Raw genomic sequence first — 14517 nt, forward strand, 5'->3', positions numbered from 1 at the left:
ACTGATCATGAACCTCCGTTTCCTCGAAACCTTCGTCTGGGTCGCCCGGCTCAGGAGCTTCCGCCTCACCGCCGAGAAGCTGTTCACCACCCAGGCCTCGGTGTCCAGCCGCATCGCCGCGCTGGAGGCCGACCTGGGCGTGAAACTGCTGCTGCGCGACTCCCGCGGGGTCAGCCTGACGCCGGAAGGCGCCAAGGTGCTGGAGTACGCCGAGCGCATGCTCGACACCGCCAAGGCCATGAAGCAGTCACTGGACAGCGACCGGGCCAAGACCGGACGCATCCGCCTGGGGGTGATGGACACGGTCATCCACACCTGGATGAGCGCCCTGGTGGCGGAGCTGGGCGAGCGCTACCCGCAGGTGGAGATTGAGCTGGTGGCCGATACCGCGCTGAACCTGCGCGAGCAGCTGCAGAAGGGTTTTCTCGACGTGATCCTGCAGACCGACCTGCTGCGCGAGCAGTCGATCCGCAGCCACGACCTGGCGCGCTACCCGATGGGCTGGATCGTCGCCGCCGGCTCCCCGCACCACCGCACCTACGCCTCGCTGGCGGAACTGGCCCGCGAGCGCATCGTCACCTTCTCGAAGAACTCGCGACCGCACCAGGAGGTGCTCGGCCTGTTGCAGGCCGCCGGGGCCGAGACGCCGCGCCTGAACTGCGTGAACTCGGTGGCGGCCATCACCCGCCTGCTGCGCGACGGCTTCGGCATCGGCGCACTGCCGCCGGCGCTGGTGGATGGCGAACTGAGCCGCGGCGAGCTGGTGTTGCTGGAGGGCTTGCAGCCACCGCCGAGCCTGGAGCTGGTGGTGGCCTGGCAGACCGGCGTGGCGCTGGTGGACGAGGTGGTCGGCGTGTGCCGGCAGGTGCTGGAGCGCTATGCGCGGGATGTGGGCGGGCAGCGGATCGTGCTGGTCTGAGCTGCCGCAGGGCCGGAAAAGCTAGCGCCAGCTTTCCTTCACCGCCTTGCGCCGTCCACCAAGAATCACCCAGCCAATCACCAGCAACAGGCTCTCGACCACAAACGCCAGCACGAACCCGCTGCCGATCCCCCAGCCGATCGCCTCGGGCACCAGCAGGATCTGGTAGCTGTAGCCCTTGAGCGTCTCCTCGCGCAGTGCCGGCTCCGGCTGCACCAGCACATGCCAGGTGCGACTCACCCACGAGCCCTGCAGGGCTTGCCATTCATGCTCGAGCAACTGGTTGCGGATCAGCAGGCTCTCGATGCTGTTGGCATCGCTGTTGAACACCGGATCGTCGCTGCCCCGGTAATGCCGCACCAGCGCCTGCAGGTCACCGTTGAAGAAGCGCTGCGCGGTCTGGCGGAAGCCGTCGAGCGCCTGGCGCGATTCGAGCAGGTGCGCCTCGACGCGCTGGCTGTAGTCCTTGACCAACCCCGGCACCTGGAGACCGGCCAGCAGGCCGAAGGTGAACAACAGCAAACGCAGGTAACTTCTGAACATGCAGCTTCCTTAACTCTGGCCGTGGGCAATGCACTCGCCATGCCGCCACAAGCCCCACTCACCCGGCCCGTAGCGGTTCCAGGTCTCATTCTCGGTCAGCGGCTCGGTGGCGATCACCGTGACCACGTCGTTGGGGGTGGTTTGCGTGTGGAAATCGACGATCAGGTCGACATCCTTCAGCCGCGCCGCGCCGAACGGTGCGCGGCGGGTGATGTGCACCAGTTTGGTCGAGCAGAAGCAGAACAGCCAGTCGCCGTCGCTGAGCAGGCAGTTGAACACGCCTTGGCCACGGTACCCGGCGCAGGCTTCGACCAGCACTGGCAGCAGTTGCTCGACCTCGACCGGCTCGGGGAAGGCTTCGCGCACGCGGTTGAGCAGGTCGCAGAAGGCCGCTTCGCTGTCGGTGTCGCCGATCGGCCGGTAGAACGTGCGCTGGCCGGTGAAATCGCCCAGCTGGCCGTTGTGCGCGAAGCACCAGTTGCGACCCCACAGCTCACGCACGAACGGGTGGGTGTTGGACAGGCAGACCTTGCCGACGTTGGCCTGGCGGATATGGCCGATGACCACTTCGCTCTTGATCGGGTAACGCTGCACCAGGTTGGCCACTTCCGACTCGCTGCTCGCCGCCGGGTCCTGGAACAGGCGCAGGCCGCGCCCTTCATAGAAACCGATGCCCCAGCCATCGCGGTGCGGGCCGGTGCGCCCGCCGCGCTGCATCAGGCCGGTGAAGCTGAAGACGATGTCGGTGGGGACGTTGGCGCTCATGCCCAGCAGTTCGCACATGTTGCGGCTCCTGGCTTAAAGTCGGGGTTCGACGCGGCCCTGCCCGGGCCCGGAGCGGCGCACGGGGGCGGGGGGCGGATCGTCGCGGTAGCGGTCTTGACGGTTGGCGGCCAGGGACGCTTCGGCCACGACCTCGTCTTCTTCCTTGGCCTGGCGCTGGGCGGCGGCCTCACGCTGGGCGCGGCGCTCGCGGGCACGCTTTTCCAGCGGCCAGCGGATCAGCACGAAGACGATGTACAGGGCAAAGGCGAGCATGCCGTACATGGCCAGGTCGGAGGCGGCGCGCCAGGCGTTGTTGCCGACCTTGAAGGCGACGTCCAGCGCGGTGATGGCAATGGCCGGGGCGAAGCTTTCCTTGACCGGGTCGACGATGGTCGGCGAGAACAGCAATACGGCGATGATCACCCGCAGCGGCTCGCGCAACCAGCGCCACATCCAGCCGGTCAGCTTGAAGCCCACCAGCAGGCAGCCCAGGGCGGCAACGGCGTACAGGCCCCAGGCGAGGGTATAGTCGTGTTCGGTCATGGTGTGGGTGCAAGCCAGGCAAAGAGATGCCTATGATAAACACTTTTCCCGGCGCAGGCTGCCCCCGCCCCGCAAGGGACCTGCAGCGGCCCTTCGCGGGGCAAGCCCGCTCCCACGTCCAGACCTCGATCAGGCGTGGGAGCGGGCTTGCCCCGCGATGGGGTCCACAATCGATGAGATCACCCATGCCCCTACCCCTTCCCGCCCCGATCGCCCATCAAGCCGAAGGCCAAGACCCCTACGCCTGGCTGCAGCAGCGCGACACCCCCGAGGTCCTGGCCTACCTGGAAGCGGAAAACGCCTACCAGCAAGCCGTCCTCGCCGACCAGGCGCCGCTGCGTGAACAGCTGTTCGAAGAGATCAAGGGCCGCATCCTCGAGACCGACCTGTCGCTGCCCTCGCCCTGGGGCCCGTACCTCTACTACACCCGTACCACCGCGGGCGACGAATACCCGCGCCATTACCGCTGCCCGCGCCCGGCCGACGACAGCAACACCGTCGATGAAAACCGCGAGGAGCTGCTGCTCGATCCCAACGCCCTGGCCAATGGCGGCTTTCTTTCCCTCGGCGCCTTCAGCGTCAGCCCCGACCACCGCCTGCTGGCCTACAGCCTGGACACCAGCGGCGACGAGATCTGCACCCTGTACGTCAAGGACCTGGCCAACGGCGCGCTGACCGCCCTGCCCTTCGACGACTGCGACGGCAGCATGACCTGGGCCAACGACAGCCAGACGTTGTTCTTCGCCGAACTGGACGACACCCACCGCCCCTGGCGCCTGCGCCGCCACACCCTGGGCGAGACCGACGCCGCCACGGTCTTCGAGGAGCCCGACGGGCGCTTCTTCCTGCACTGCTACCGCGCCAGCTCCGAGCGCCAACTGGTGCTGCTGCTCAACAGCAAGACCACCAGCGAGGCCTGGGTGCTCGATGCCGCCACGCCACAGGCTGATTTCACCTGCCTGGCGCCGCGGGTCGAAGGTCATGAGTACTTCCCCGACCACGGCCAGCTCGACGGTCAGTGGCGCTGGTTCGTGCGCAGCAACCAGGACGGCATCAACTTCGCCCTGTTCCACGCGCCGGCCGACAGCGTGCCGACCCGCGCGCAGTGGCAGGTGCTGGTGCCGCACCGTGACGACGTCATGCTCGAAGGGCTCAGCCTCAATGCCACGGCGTTGTCCCTGAGCCTGCGCGAAGGCGGCCTGCCGATCATCGAAGTGCACCCGCAAGGCCTGCCGGCTTACCGCGTCGAGCTGCCGGACGCCGCCTACAGCCTCTACGTGCAGGACAGCCTGGAGTTCGCCAGCACACGCATCCGCCTGCGCTATGAAGCCCTCAACCGCCCGGCCCAGGTGCGCCAGCTGGAGCTGGCCACGGGCGCCCAGCAGGTGCTCAAGCAGACTCCGGTGCTCGGCGCCTTCGACGCCGACGACTACATCAGCCAGCGTCTGTGGGCGGTGACCAAGGACGGCACCCGGGTACCGATCAGCCTGGTGCGCCGTCGCGCTGACGAAGGCAAGACGGTGCCGCTCTATCTCTACGGCTACGGCGCCTACGGCGAGAGCCTCGACCCGTGGTTCTCCCATGCCCGCCTGAGCCTGCTGGAGCGCGGCGTGGCCTTCGCCATCGCCCATGTGCGCGGCGGCGGCGAGCTGGGCGAGGCCTGGTACCGGGCCGGCAAGCAGGAGCACAAGCACAACAGCTTCGACGACTTCATCGTTTGCGCCGAGCACCTGATCGCCGAAGGCGTGACCACCCGCGAACGCCTGGCGATCAGCGGTGGCAGTGCCGGTGGTCTGCTCATGGGCGCGGTGCTCAACCTGCGCCCCGAGCTGTTCCGTTGCGCCATCGCCGAAGTGCCGTTCGTCGATGTGCTCAACACCATGCTCGACCCCGAGCTGCCGCTGACCGTCACCGAGTACGACGAATGGGGCAACCCCGAGGAGCCCGAGGTGTACGAGCGGATCAAGGCCTACGCGCCCTACGAGAACGTCAAGGCGCAGGCCTACCCGGCGCTGCTGGTGGTCGCCGGCTACAACGACAGCCGCGTGCAGTACTGGGAGGCGGCCAAGTGGGTGGCGCGCCTGCGCACGCTCAAGACCGACGACAACCTGCTGCTGCTCAAGACCGAGATGGGTGCGGGCCACGGCGGCATGAGCGGGCGCTACCAGGGGCTGCGCGATGTGGCGCTGGAGTATGCGTTCGTCTTCAATGAACTGGACGTGGCGTAAAACGCGATTTTCGTTGTCATAGCGTCAAGCTGACGTGGGAGCGGGCTTGCCCCGCGATGAGGACAGACCAGGCAGCGTCATCGCCTGGTCGAACCTGATCGCGGGTCAAGCCCGCTCCCACGATGCCTCACTACTTACCCAGCAGTTTGTGGCGCTTTCCAGACATTCGAAGAAGAACAACACATGCCCGACACCCAGCACCTGAACGCCGAAATCCGCGACATGCTCATGGACTGCGGCCTGTTCGACACCCTGCAGCCCGGTGACTTCCTCGCCGCCGCCGGCTACTTCAGCCTCGCCGCCGTGGCCCAGGGCCAGACCCTGTTTAGCGAAGGCGACGCCGGCACCTTCATGTGCATCCTCCATCGCGGCGTGGTCTCGGTACGCAAGACCGACGGCAACGGCGCCCAGGTGGAGATCGCCACCCTGCGCAAGGGCCGGGCCTTCGGCGAGATGGCCGTGCTCGACGGCGAACGCCGCTCGGCCACCTGCGTGGCCGCCAGCGACTGCCAGCTGCTGACCCTGGGCAAGGACGCGCTGGAAAAGATGCTCAACGAAGCGCCGCGCATCGCCGCACGGATCATCCGCGCCCTCGCCGTGGCCTTGTCAAAACGCCTGCGCATGCAGGATGGCCAGCGCCTGGCGCAGCAAGTCTAGCGGCCCTTGTCAGGCGGTTTCGGCGGGTCCTGGCTCAGCCCGGGCAACGGCTGGTCCTTGGGTGGCCCCGGCAGCGGCATTGGCGGCAACAGCGGCGCGCCCGGCCGGTTGGCGCCGGCCTTTGGCGGCGTGCTCGGGGTGATCTGCGGGTAAGGGGTCGGCGTCGCGGTCCCGGGCGCCCCGGGAACCGTCGTGAGCGGCCGTTGCTGGCCCGCGGCGTCGGCCGTGGATACAGCGCCAAGCAACAACGCGGCGAGGATCGCATGCAACATCGGCAGCCTCCTGTCAGAAACCTCCCTACAGGCTACGCCCAATGGCGCGATTTTGCCTGTCCGCCCGGCCCACAGGCGCGCTAGACTCAACGGCATAACCGTCATTGCCCTGATCAGAAAAAAGGTAACACCATGAGCTCCACCTCCGACGCCACCGCCCGTCTCGACCGCATCCTCGCCGACGCCAAGCGCGACAAGGAAATGGGCTACCGCGACAAGGCGCTGAAGATGTATCCCCACGTCTGCGGCCGTTGCACCCGCGAGTTCTCCGGCAAACGCCTGTCGGAACTGACCGTGCACCACCGCGACCATAACCACGACAACAACCCCCAGGACGGCTCCAACTGGGAGTTGCTGTGCCTGTACTGCCACGACAACGAGCACGCCCGCTACACCGACCAGCAGTATTTCAGCGAAGGTTCGCTGAGCACGCCGAAAGTCGCCGTGGCCACACACAACCCGTTCGCCGGCCTGGCCGCGCTGATGAAGAAGGACTGAACGTCGATTCGCGCCCCCGGCGTGCCGGCAAGCCCGTATAATCGCGCTCTTTTTTTACGAAGGGCCCCGACACGTGGCGAACAAACGGTACAGCTGCATCGGCCTGTTCAACCCCAAATCCGCGGAAAACGTAGGCTCGGTGATGCGCGCCGCGGGCTGCTATGGCGTCAACTCGGTGTTCTACACCGGCAAGCGTTATGAGCGCGCCCGCGACTTCGTCACCGATACCAAGCGCGTGCACTACGACATCCCGCTGATCGGCATCGACGACCTGCAGCGCATCATTCCCCTGGGCTGCACCCCGGTGGCCGTGGAGCTGGTGGAAGGCGCACGGCCATTGCCTGAGTACACCCACCCGGACCGGGCGATCTACATCTTCGGGCCAGAGGATGGCTCGTTGAGCGAAGACGTGCGCGGCTGGTGCGAAGAGACGATCTACATCCCGACAGAAGGCTGCATGAACCTGGCGGCGACGGTGAATGTGGTGCTGTACGACCGCATGGCCAAAGGCTTGAACACCCGCTCGGGGCCGAAGTTCAAGTAGCCCTCACGCCTTGCGCCCCCCCAATCCGGCTCCCGTGCAAGCCTGGCGTCTACGCGGCGAAATAAACGTTACCGTAGGCCGTTGCTGTTGTGCTTTTGCTTCTGAGCGCGCGGTAGATCAGCCACGGCAGCCAAACCATGTCACGACTGAATACGCTGATCAAAAGTTTCATTACAACCAACATGCTCGCCAACGGCACCCACACCCAAGTGTTATAAACCCACCTTGCTCAGGATAGCCTCGAAGTTGGGCGGGGCAGCCACGCGGCAAATTACACTGAACGCTTGCACGCTGGTCAAAGTCTGCTGGATATCACCAACCTGAGGAGACCAGGCGATGCACGATATCCATTGGACAACGGACGCACCGAAACATAATGTCCACGGCCTGGAGCGCGTCAGCTCCCTGGCTGGGGGCGCGTTGATGATCAGCAAGGGGCTGCGCCACGGTGGCCTGCTGGGGATGTTGCAGGTTGCCGTAGGCGGCTTGGCGCTGGCCCGTGGCGTGAGCGGGCATTGCTCGACCAAGGCATGGTGGTTGCGGCATCGCGCCGAATACCTGCGCCTGCATCGCGACATAGAACGAGGCGCTGCCGAGCTCAAGGCGCTGAAGGCCAGCGCCGAGGCGGCGACCCGTACCGCGACGGTGACTGGCGGTTGAAAGCATCGCGGGCAAGCCCGCTTCCACGAGCCCGCGTTCAAAATGATGTCCGGGGCCGTGGGAACGGGCTTGCCGCGATAGATCCTGCGCTTAGCGCAATACCTTGCTTTGCAATGCTTCGGACTGCCGCCCCAGCACGTTCTCGCTGATCTGCACGAACTCCTCGGTGCTGACGCTCGACAGGCGCATCAGCGCACGGGCGACGTCGTCCAGCGAGCGCTTGTCGTGGTGGTGCAGGCGGATCTCGCGATCCAGCGCCTGCAGCAGCAGCACGCCACGGGCCACCTGCGCGGCATCGGCCTTGGCGCCCTTGAGGTGGTTCACCTTGGCAGCCAGCTTGTGCTGACGGGCCTGCAGCGCCTCGTAGCGATCATCGCTCATGCCACCAGCGCGGCGCAGCAGCTCGGTGGCGTAATAGTCGGCCAGGCTCTCGCCCAGCCAGTCGCTGCCGTCGCGGTCGTTGATCTGGGCGAACAGCTGCACCAATTCACGCAGCACCGGGCTGGTGCCGTTCTCGCTGACCAGCGGGCGCGTGCTGTGCAGATACAGCGAGTTGTTGCCGGCCAGCACGCCGCGCCACATCTCGTCACGGGCACCGACCAGCAGCAGCTTCGGAGGGTTGCGCGGGAACACCGCCTGCAACTGCGGCCAGATAAAGGTCAGCAGGGTCAGCGTGTCCATGCGCCGCATGCCCTGGCCTTGCGGAGCGGCCACGGTCACCTCTGTGACGCCCAGGCGCGCCCGACGACTGCCCAGGTTGCCGGCGAGCATCCAGCCGGTGGGCCGGTCGAACAGCCGCGACACATCGTCGATGCGAAATTTCTGCCGGCCGATACGTGGCCAGGCGGTTTCGACGCTTTTCCAGCCCGTCGGCAGGTCGAAGGTCAGCCGCGAGACCAGCTCGGTGCCATCCTGCTGGTCGAGGCGCGCCGGCGGCACCAGCTGGTCACCACGGAACAGCGCCCAGTGCGGCGTGATGCGCGCCTCATGGGCGCCGCCACGGGGTTGCTGGTCGAGCAGCACGCGGTAGCTGAGGCTGGTCTTGCCCGCCGCCGGGTGCCAGACGCCACGTCCGTTCTGCACCTGCCACTGGCCATCGGCGAGAAAGTCGCTGTAGGCACCAGGCTTGCCCAGGTCGAAGTCCAGGCTGCGCACCGCACTGCCGTCGGCCAGAGTCAGGCGCACCTCGGCCTGGCCGCTCTGCGGCAGCAGGCGCACCTGGTAATCGAGGTCGACCTTCTTCGCCAGGACCTGCGAACTGGCCAGCAGGCCGACAACCAGCAACAACAGGCGACGCATAAAAACTCCTTGTTTCCCGGACACTCAACCTGCGCGGAAGATCAGATGGTCTTCCCAGTCGTCTTCATCCACGTCGTTCTCGCTGAGCATGCGCCCCGACCGGGAGATGCGCTGCTCATGCACCTGCTGGCGATCACCGCTGACCAGGTGGTGCCAGGCCGGCAGGTCCTGTCCCTCGCTGACCAGGCGGTAACCGCAGGTGGGCGGCAGCCACTTGAACTGGTCGGCCTTGCCGGGGGTCAGCTGGATGCAGTCGGGGACGTGCTCGAAGCGATTGGGGTAGTCGCTGCACTGGCACGACTGCAGGTCCAGCAGCTTGCAGGCGATACTCGTGTAATAGACGCTGTTGTCTTCCTCGTCCTCGAGTTTCTGCAGACAGCACAGGCCGCAGCCGTCGCAGAGCGACTCCCATTCCTGGTCATCGAGCTGGTCGAGGGTCTTGCGCCGCCAGAAGGGCGCGGTATCGGCGATCATCACACGGTTTCCTGCAGTCAACGTCAAGCCGCGGCGCGCGGCGGCGCCAGTCTAGAGGCAGTCCGGCGGCAACGCCAGACCGCTTGTCAGTGCTCACCGGACGCAGTAGCGTGCGGTATTTTCCCCCGCCCTTGCAGGAGCACCCATGAGCGCCACCCCACGCATCGCCGACTATGCCATCAACGAGCAGTTCATCAATCGCTGGTCGCCCCGCGCCTTCACCGCCGAGCCGATCAGCCAGGAAACCTTGCTGAGCTTCCTCGAGGCCGCGCGCTGGGCTCCGTCGGCCTACAACTCGCAGCCGTGGCGCTTCCTTTACGCCCGCCGCGACACGCCGAGCTGGGAACGCTACCTGGGCATCCTCAACGAGTTCAACCGCAGCTGGGCGCAGCACGCTTCGGCGCTGGTGCTGATCATCTCCAAGACCACCTTCGCAGCGCCCGGCTCCGATGAAGAAAAGCCTGCGCTGTGGCACACCTTCGACACCGGCTCAGCCTGGGGCCATCTGGCGCTGCAGGCGAGCATCAGCGGCTGGCACAGCCATGGCATGGCCGGCTTCGACCAGGACCTGGCGCGCAGCGAGCTGAAGATCCCCGAGGGCTACGCACTGCATGCGATGGTGGCGATCGGCAAGCTGGGCGACAAGGCGACCCTGGCCGAAGGCCTGCAGGCCCGCGAAGTGCCGAGCCCGCGCCGACCGCTGAGCGAGCTGGCGGCCGAAGGTGAGTTCAGCCTCTAAGGTTGTGATCGCCTTATCGCGAGGCAGGTGCCCGTGGAAACGGGCTTGCCCCGCGATGAGGTCGCATCAGGCAAACCTCTTTCAGTAACCCCTCGCGAAATCCACCTCGCCCCGCAGGGCCTGCTCCACCGCATAGGCCCGCGCATTCTCCACGAACAACCGCACCATCGCCGCCGGCGAGGTCGGCGCCGAGCTGTGCCCGGTCAGCAGCAGTCCCCAGGCGGTCCAGAACGGATGGCGCTGGGGCAATGGTTCCTGGCGGCAGACATCGATCACCGCGCCAGCCAGATGGCCCTGCTTGAGCGCTTCGACCAGATCGGCATCAACTACCGCCACGCCACGCCCGGCATTGATGAACAAGGCACTGGGCCGGAAGCACTTGAACAGCGCCGCATCGTACAGGTCGTGGGTGGCCGGGGTATCGGGCAGCAGGTTGAGCACGTAGTCGGCCTGGCCGACCAGGCGCGGCAGCTGGTCGAGGCCCGCCACTTCGACGAAGGGCGCCTGCTTGCGGGCGCTGCTGGCCACACCGTGCAGGATGACACCGAACGGCACGAGGAACTCGGCCACCCGCTGGCCGATATCGCCGGTACCGACGATCAGCACCCGCCGCCCTTCCAGGGTCCGCCCCGGGCGGTCATCCCAGCGCCGCTCGACCTGGCTGACCAGTCGCGACAGCACATCGCGCTCATGGCCGAGCATGTAGGTGAGCATGTACTCGGCCATCACCTGGCCGAAGATGCCCACCGCCCTGGTCAGGCGGTAGTCGCGTGGCAGGCCGTCGGCCAGCAACGGGGTGATCCCGGCCCAGGTCGACTGCATCCAGCGAGGCTTGTGGCCCTGGCGCAACAGACTGGCCAGCAGGTCCGGCTGGCCCAGCCACACCGGGCAATCGGGGGCCAGGCGTGCCAGTTCGGCGGAGTCGCCGCTGGTCAGGACTTCCAGGTCCGGTGCCGCTTCGCCCAGCAGGCGAGCATAGTTGGCATGATCCTGTTCAGCGATCAGAACGCGCATGTGACACACAACCTTGGCAAACAACGGAAGCGGCCCGCCAGGCGGGCCGCAGGTAAAAAGGGAACCGCGCCTGGGTCAGGCCGGGTCGTTGCGACGCAGCAGCTCTTCGGGCAAGTGCTCGATGTAGTCGTCTTCCGGCGGTGGCATCTGCAGGTGGTAGCCCTGCTTGTCGAGGTTCTCCAGCACCTTGGCGATGTCCTCGCGGGCCAGTGTGCGCTCAGGCGTCAGCACCAGGTCGAAAGCATGCACCGGCTTGCCGAAGAATGGCAGCAGCGCCTCCGGCACACGCTCCAGGCCCTCGGCCTTGAGCACGTAGAGGTACATTTCATTCTTGCGTGGGCTCTTGTAGATCGAGCAGATACGTTTCATCGGGAATCTCCGGCGCCCGCCAGGTCGTCCAGCAGGGCCTGGCCCATGCGTTCGCGACGCCAGCCGCGCAGCGAATCGGGCAGTTGATAGGGACCGTCGGGGTAGCCGCTCTTGAGCAGGGCTTCGAGGGCTTTCTTGCGCAGCATCAGTTCCGGGGCGATGCCCAGCCGCTCACCCTCGGCCTGGCCGATGGCGCGCAGGCGCTTGAGGATGCCGGCGGCTTCGATCGGCAGCGGCTCGGGCAGCGGCTCTGGCCATTGCTCCTGCGGCTGGCTGGCGGCACGCTTGATCAGCTGGATCAGCTGCTCACCGTCCTGGCGGATGGTGCGCGGGTGCATCTCTTCGATTTTCGCCAGTGCCGACGGGCTGTCGGGCTGGCTCCTGGCCATGGGCCACAGCGAGTGTTCCTTGAGGATGCGGTTACGCGGCACATCGCGGCTGCGGGCCTCACGTTCGCGCCAGGCGCACAGTTCACGGAGCACCGCCAGTTGCTGGCGACCGAGCTTCCAGGCCAGCTTGACGTCGCGGTACAGGGTTTCGGGCTCGACTTCACGGCGCAGCGCGGCGACCAGTTCGGCGCCGTCTTCCAGCACCCAGGCGTACTTGTCATCCGACAGGCGCGGGCGCAGGGCATCGAACAGCTCGGCCAGGTGCACGGCGTCCTCGGCGGCGTAGCTCACCTGAGTGTCGGACAGCGGGCGCTGCAGCCAGTCGGAGCGGGTCTCGCCCTTGGGCAGCTCGAGCCCCAGCACCTCTTGCACCAGGCGCGAATAGCCCATGGAGAAACCGATGTTCAGGTAGCCGGCGGCCAGCTGGGTGTCGAACAACGGCTGGGGTAGCTTGCCGGTCAGGCGCAGCAGCACTTCCAGGTCTTCGCTGCAGGCATGCAGCACCTTGACCACGCCGCTGTCCTCGAGCAGCCCGGCCAGCGGCTGCCAGTCGCGGATCAGCAGGGGGTCGATGAGGTAGGCGCACTGGCCGACACCGATCTGGATCAGGCCGGCCTTTGGGTAGAAGGTGTCGACCCGCATGAATTCGGTGTCGAGGGCCACGAAGGGCTGTTCGCGCCAGCTTCGGCAGTGTTCGGCCAGGTTCTGGTCGTCACGGATCCAGTGTATTTCGATGGCCACGAGGCTCTCCCACTAACATTGGCGCGCAGTATATACGGCGCGGCCCCTGGGGGTGAAACCTCGCGCCATCCATGGTGCCGGGCGGTCGACCGCTCAGCGTTTGGCCGCCAGCCACGGCCGGCAGCTGGCGAACATGTCCAGCGATCGCTGGTAGACCTCGGTGCGCACCTGCAACAGCCCGAGCATCGAGTGGAACAGGTTGTCCTGGGACAGCGGCGCATCACGCAGCTTGCCCAGGCATTCGGTGTCCAGGCCGAAATCCTGGCGGTAGCTGTCGGAGAACCAGGCCAGCAGCGGCACGTGCTTTTGCTGGTCCGGCGCGATCATGTAGGGCGTGCCGTGCAGGAACAGGTTGTACTCGCCCAGCGATTCGCCATGGTCTGAAAGATAGATCATCGCGGTGTCGACCTTGTCCTGTCGGCTGCGCAAGGTGTCGATCAGGGTGGCCAGCACCTTGTCGGTGTAGGCCACGGTGTTGTCGTAGCCGTTGACGATCGCCTGCTGGCTGCACTGGTTCAGGGCGTTGCTGCGGCACACCGGGGTGAAGGCTTCGTTGCCCGCGGGGTAGCGCTTGAAGTACTCGGGGCCATGGCTGCCCATCTGGTGCAGCACCAGCACGGTGTCCTGGTCGAGGTTGTCCAGCAGCTCGGCCAGGCCCTGCAGCAGGATCTCGTCATGGCACTCGCCACTGGCGCACAGCGCCGGGTCCTTGAGGTTGCTTACATCGATAAATTGCACCCGGTCGCAGGTGCCCTTGCAGCCGGACTGGTTATCACGCCACTGCACCGCCAACCCTGCGCGCTGGAGGATGTCGAGCAACCCTTCACGGTTCTTGGCCACGCGTGCGTCGTAGTCCTTGCGCGGCATGCCGGAGAACATGCAGGGCACCGACACGGCGGTCTCGGTGCCGCAGGAATGGACATCGGTGAAGCTCAGCAGGCCCTGCTCCTTGGCCAGCCGTGGCGTGGTGTCGCGGGCATAGCCGAGCAGGCCGAAGTTATCCGCCCGGGCACTTTCACCGACCACCAGCACGGTCAGTGACTTGCGTGCGTGCTGCTGCCAGGCGCTGTCGCGACGGGCATCTTCGCCATATGGCTGGAACGGCCGGGTGGCGCTGCCCACTTGCTCGCTGACATAGCCGATGGAAGCCCCGACGATATTGCTCGGCGTGAGCATCAGGCGCAGTTCATGGTGATTGCGAAACAGCGACGCCAACCCCTGATAGTTGACCAGCGCTACCGAACCCAAGGCTGCGACGCAGGCACCGCTGACCACCAGCTTGCCCAGCAGCTCGCGGTGCCACGGGCGATAGTCGATCCTGGCCTTCCATACCAGCAGCGACGGCAGCACACCCAGCAGCAGGATATAAACGGCAAACTTCAGCGAGAGCAGGTCGCGCACTTCCGCGACATTGGTTTCAGCGACATTGCGGAACATGCCGGCATCAATAAGTACACCATATTGATTCATGAAGTAAGCGACACTTGCGCCACTGAGGAACAACACGATCAATACCGGTTTCAGTACATAACGAAACGCCAGCAAGGTGAGTATGAGATTGAAGGCGAACAGCATCAGCACGGCGAATGCCAGGCTCAGCCACAACCCCACCATGCCCGGCGGCACGATGGACTCCAGGTGTTGCCAAAGCAAGGTGTTGAAGCCGATCAACAGGTACAGGCTGGCCAGCAGCGTGACCCATTCGGTCCGCAGGGATTTGAGTTTCAGCATGGCGTTCGCAATAAGAGTTCATCAGCGGCCAACGCGCCCGGACGGGCAGGTTGGAAAGTTGGCCGAACTCTAGAAAGCCTAGCATCAATTTTTTGTGAAAAAGACGCCAACAATTAGTCTGTCGACATCTTT

Annotated in this window: 17 protein-coding genes; 7 read left to right on the top strand and 10 right to left on the bottom strand. The window is 65.9% G+C overall.

Annotation, left to right across the window (positions count from 1 at the left end):
• Positions 1 to 7: 7 nt before the first annotated feature.
• Positions 8 to 919, top strand: a complete 912-nt coding sequence (locus tag CC207_RS21375) for a LysR family transcriptional regulator (RefSeq protein WP_028693035.1) — start codon at positions 8 to 10, stop codon at positions 917 to 919.
• A 21-nt stretch (positions 920 to 940) separates the two neighbouring features.
• Here the strand turns inward: CC207_RS21375 and CC207_RS21380 are convergent, their stop codons facing one another.
• From CC207_RS21380 to CC207_RS21390, 3 genes are read right to left on the bottom strand one after another with little or no spacing between them, the layout of a single operon-like run.
• Positions 941 to 1462, bottom strand: a complete 522-nt coding sequence (locus tag CC207_RS21380; protein WP_028693034.1) for a DUF2937 family protein — start codon at positions 1460 to 1462, stop codon at positions 941 to 943.
• A 9-nt stretch (positions 1463 to 1471) separates the two neighbouring features.
• On the bottom strand, positions 1472 to 2245 hold the full coding sequence (locus CC207_RS21385; RefSeq protein ID WP_028693033.1) for a class II glutamine amidotransferase: 774 nt from the start codon (positions 2243 to 2245) through the stop codon (positions 1472 to 1474).
• A 15-nt stretch (positions 2246 to 2260) separates the two neighbouring features.
• Positions 2261 to 2770 carry a hypothetical protein gene (locus tag CC207_RS21390; protein WP_062360569.1) on the bottom strand — a complete coding sequence of 170 codons (510 nt, stop codon included), beginning with the start codon at positions 2768 to 2770 and terminating at the stop codon, positions 2261 to 2263.
• A gap of 185 nt (positions 2771 to 2955) precedes the next feature.
• Here CC207_RS21390 and CC207_RS21395 point away from each other — a divergent pair, with 185 nt between their 5' ends.
• Both CC207_RS21395 and CC207_RS21400 read left to right on the top strand, forming a co-directional pair.
• Positions 2956 to 4998: a S9 family peptidase gene (locus CC207_RS21395; protein ID WP_088852717.1), complete on the top strand. Its 2043-nt coding sequence runs from the start codon at positions 2956 to 2958 to the stop codon at positions 4996 to 4998.
• A 183-nt stretch (positions 4999 to 5181) separates the two neighbouring features.
• Positions 5182 to 5655, top strand: a complete 474-nt coding sequence (locus tag CC207_RS21400; RefSeq protein ID WP_028693030.1) for a cyclic nucleotide-binding domain-containing protein — start codon at positions 5182 to 5184, stop codon at positions 5653 to 5655.
• Here the strand turns inward: CC207_RS21400 and CC207_RS21405 are convergent.
• A complete protein-coding gene (locus tag CC207_RS21405) occupies positions 5652 to 5927 on the bottom strand; it encodes a hypothetical protein (protein WP_028693029.1) in 276 nt (91 codons plus the stop codon). The two genes, CC207_RS21400 and CC207_RS21405, sit on opposite strands and share 4 nt — an antisense overlap.
• Before the next feature lie 132 nt (positions 5928 to 6059).
• Here CC207_RS21405 and CC207_RS21410 point away from each other — a divergent pair, with 132 nt between their 5' ends.
• The 3 genes from CC207_RS21410 to CC207_RS21420 all read left to right on the top strand — a co-directional run bounded on the left by CC207_RS21410 (position 6060) and on the right by CC207_RS21420 (position 7629).
• Positions 6060 to 6425, top strand: coding sequence for a YajD family HNH nuclease (locus CC207_RS21410; protein ID WP_023632486.1), 366 nt, complete (start codon positions 6060 to 6062; stop codon positions 6423 to 6425).
• Between the two features lie 73 nt (positions 6426 to 6498).
• Positions 6499 to 6969, top strand: a complete 471-nt coding sequence (locus CC207_RS21415; RefSeq protein ID WP_028693028.1) for an RNA methyltransferase — start codon at positions 6499 to 6501, stop codon at positions 6967 to 6969.
• Between the two features lie 336 nt (positions 6970 to 7305).
• Positions 7306 to 7629, top strand: coding sequence for a YgaP-like transmembrane domain (locus CC207_RS21420; protein WP_028693027.1), 324 nt, complete (start codon positions 7306 to 7308; stop codon positions 7627 to 7629).
• Between the two features lie 90 nt (positions 7630 to 7719).
• Here CC207_RS21420 and CC207_RS21425 read toward each other — a convergent pair whose 3' ends face one another.
• Both CC207_RS21425 and CC207_RS21430 read right to left on the bottom strand, forming a co-directional pair.
• Positions 7720 to 8928, bottom strand: a complete 1209-nt coding sequence (locus tag CC207_RS21425) for a hypothetical protein (protein ID WP_088852718.1) — start codon at positions 8926 to 8928, stop codon at positions 7720 to 7722.
• Between the two features lie 24 nt (positions 8929 to 8952).
• Positions 8953 to 9402, bottom strand: a complete 450-nt coding sequence (locus CC207_RS21430) for a YcgN family cysteine cluster protein (protein ID WP_088852719.1) — start codon at positions 9400 to 9402, stop codon at positions 8953 to 8955.
• Positions 9403 to 9547: 145 nt separating this feature from the next.
• On the opposite strand from CC207_RS21430, the gene CC207_RS21435 reads away from it, so the two are divergent.
• Complete coding sequence (locus CC207_RS21435) at positions 9548 to 10141, top strand: nitroreductase family protein (RefSeq protein ID WP_028693024.1); 594 nt, start codon at positions 9548 to 9550, stop codon at positions 10139 to 10141.
• Between the two features lie 81 nt (positions 10142 to 10222).
• Here CC207_RS21435 and CC207_RS21440 read toward each other — a convergent pair whose 3' ends face one another.
• From CC207_RS21440 to CC207_RS21455, 4 genes are all read right to left on the bottom strand, one after another.
• A complete protein-coding gene (locus tag CC207_RS21440; RefSeq protein ID WP_028693023.1) occupies positions 10223 to 11155 on the bottom strand; it encodes a D-2-hydroxyacid dehydrogenase in 933 nt (310 codons plus the stop codon).
• Positions 11156 to 11230: 75 nt separating this feature from the next.
• Positions 11231 to 11524, bottom strand: a complete 294-nt coding sequence (locus CC207_RS21445) for a YcgL domain-containing protein (protein WP_028693022.1) — start codon at positions 11522 to 11524, stop codon at positions 11231 to 11233.
• The gene (gene rnd, locus CC207_RS21450) at positions 11521 to 12654 is read right to left on the bottom strand and encodes a ribonuclease D (protein WP_028693021.1); all 1134 of its coding nucleotides are present in this window, start codon (positions 12652 to 12654) and stop codon (positions 11521 to 11523) included. Before rnd ends, CC207_RS21445 begins: the two co-directional genes overlap by 4 nt.
• A gap of 93 nt (positions 12655 to 12747) precedes the next feature.
• On the bottom strand, positions 12748 to 14385 hold the full coding sequence (locus CC207_RS21455; RefSeq protein WP_069016396.1) for a phosphoethanolamine transferase: 1638 nt from the start codon (positions 14383 to 14385) through the stop codon (positions 12748 to 12750).
• Positions 14386 to 14517: the final 132 nt, after the last annotated feature.

Source organism: Pseudomonas sp. DrBHI1 (genome assembly GCF_002205115.1).
In the GTDB taxonomy this organism is placed as follows: Bacteria; Pseudomonadota; Gammaproteobacteria; order Pseudomonadales; family Pseudomonadaceae; genus Aquipseudomonas; species Aquipseudomonas mosselii.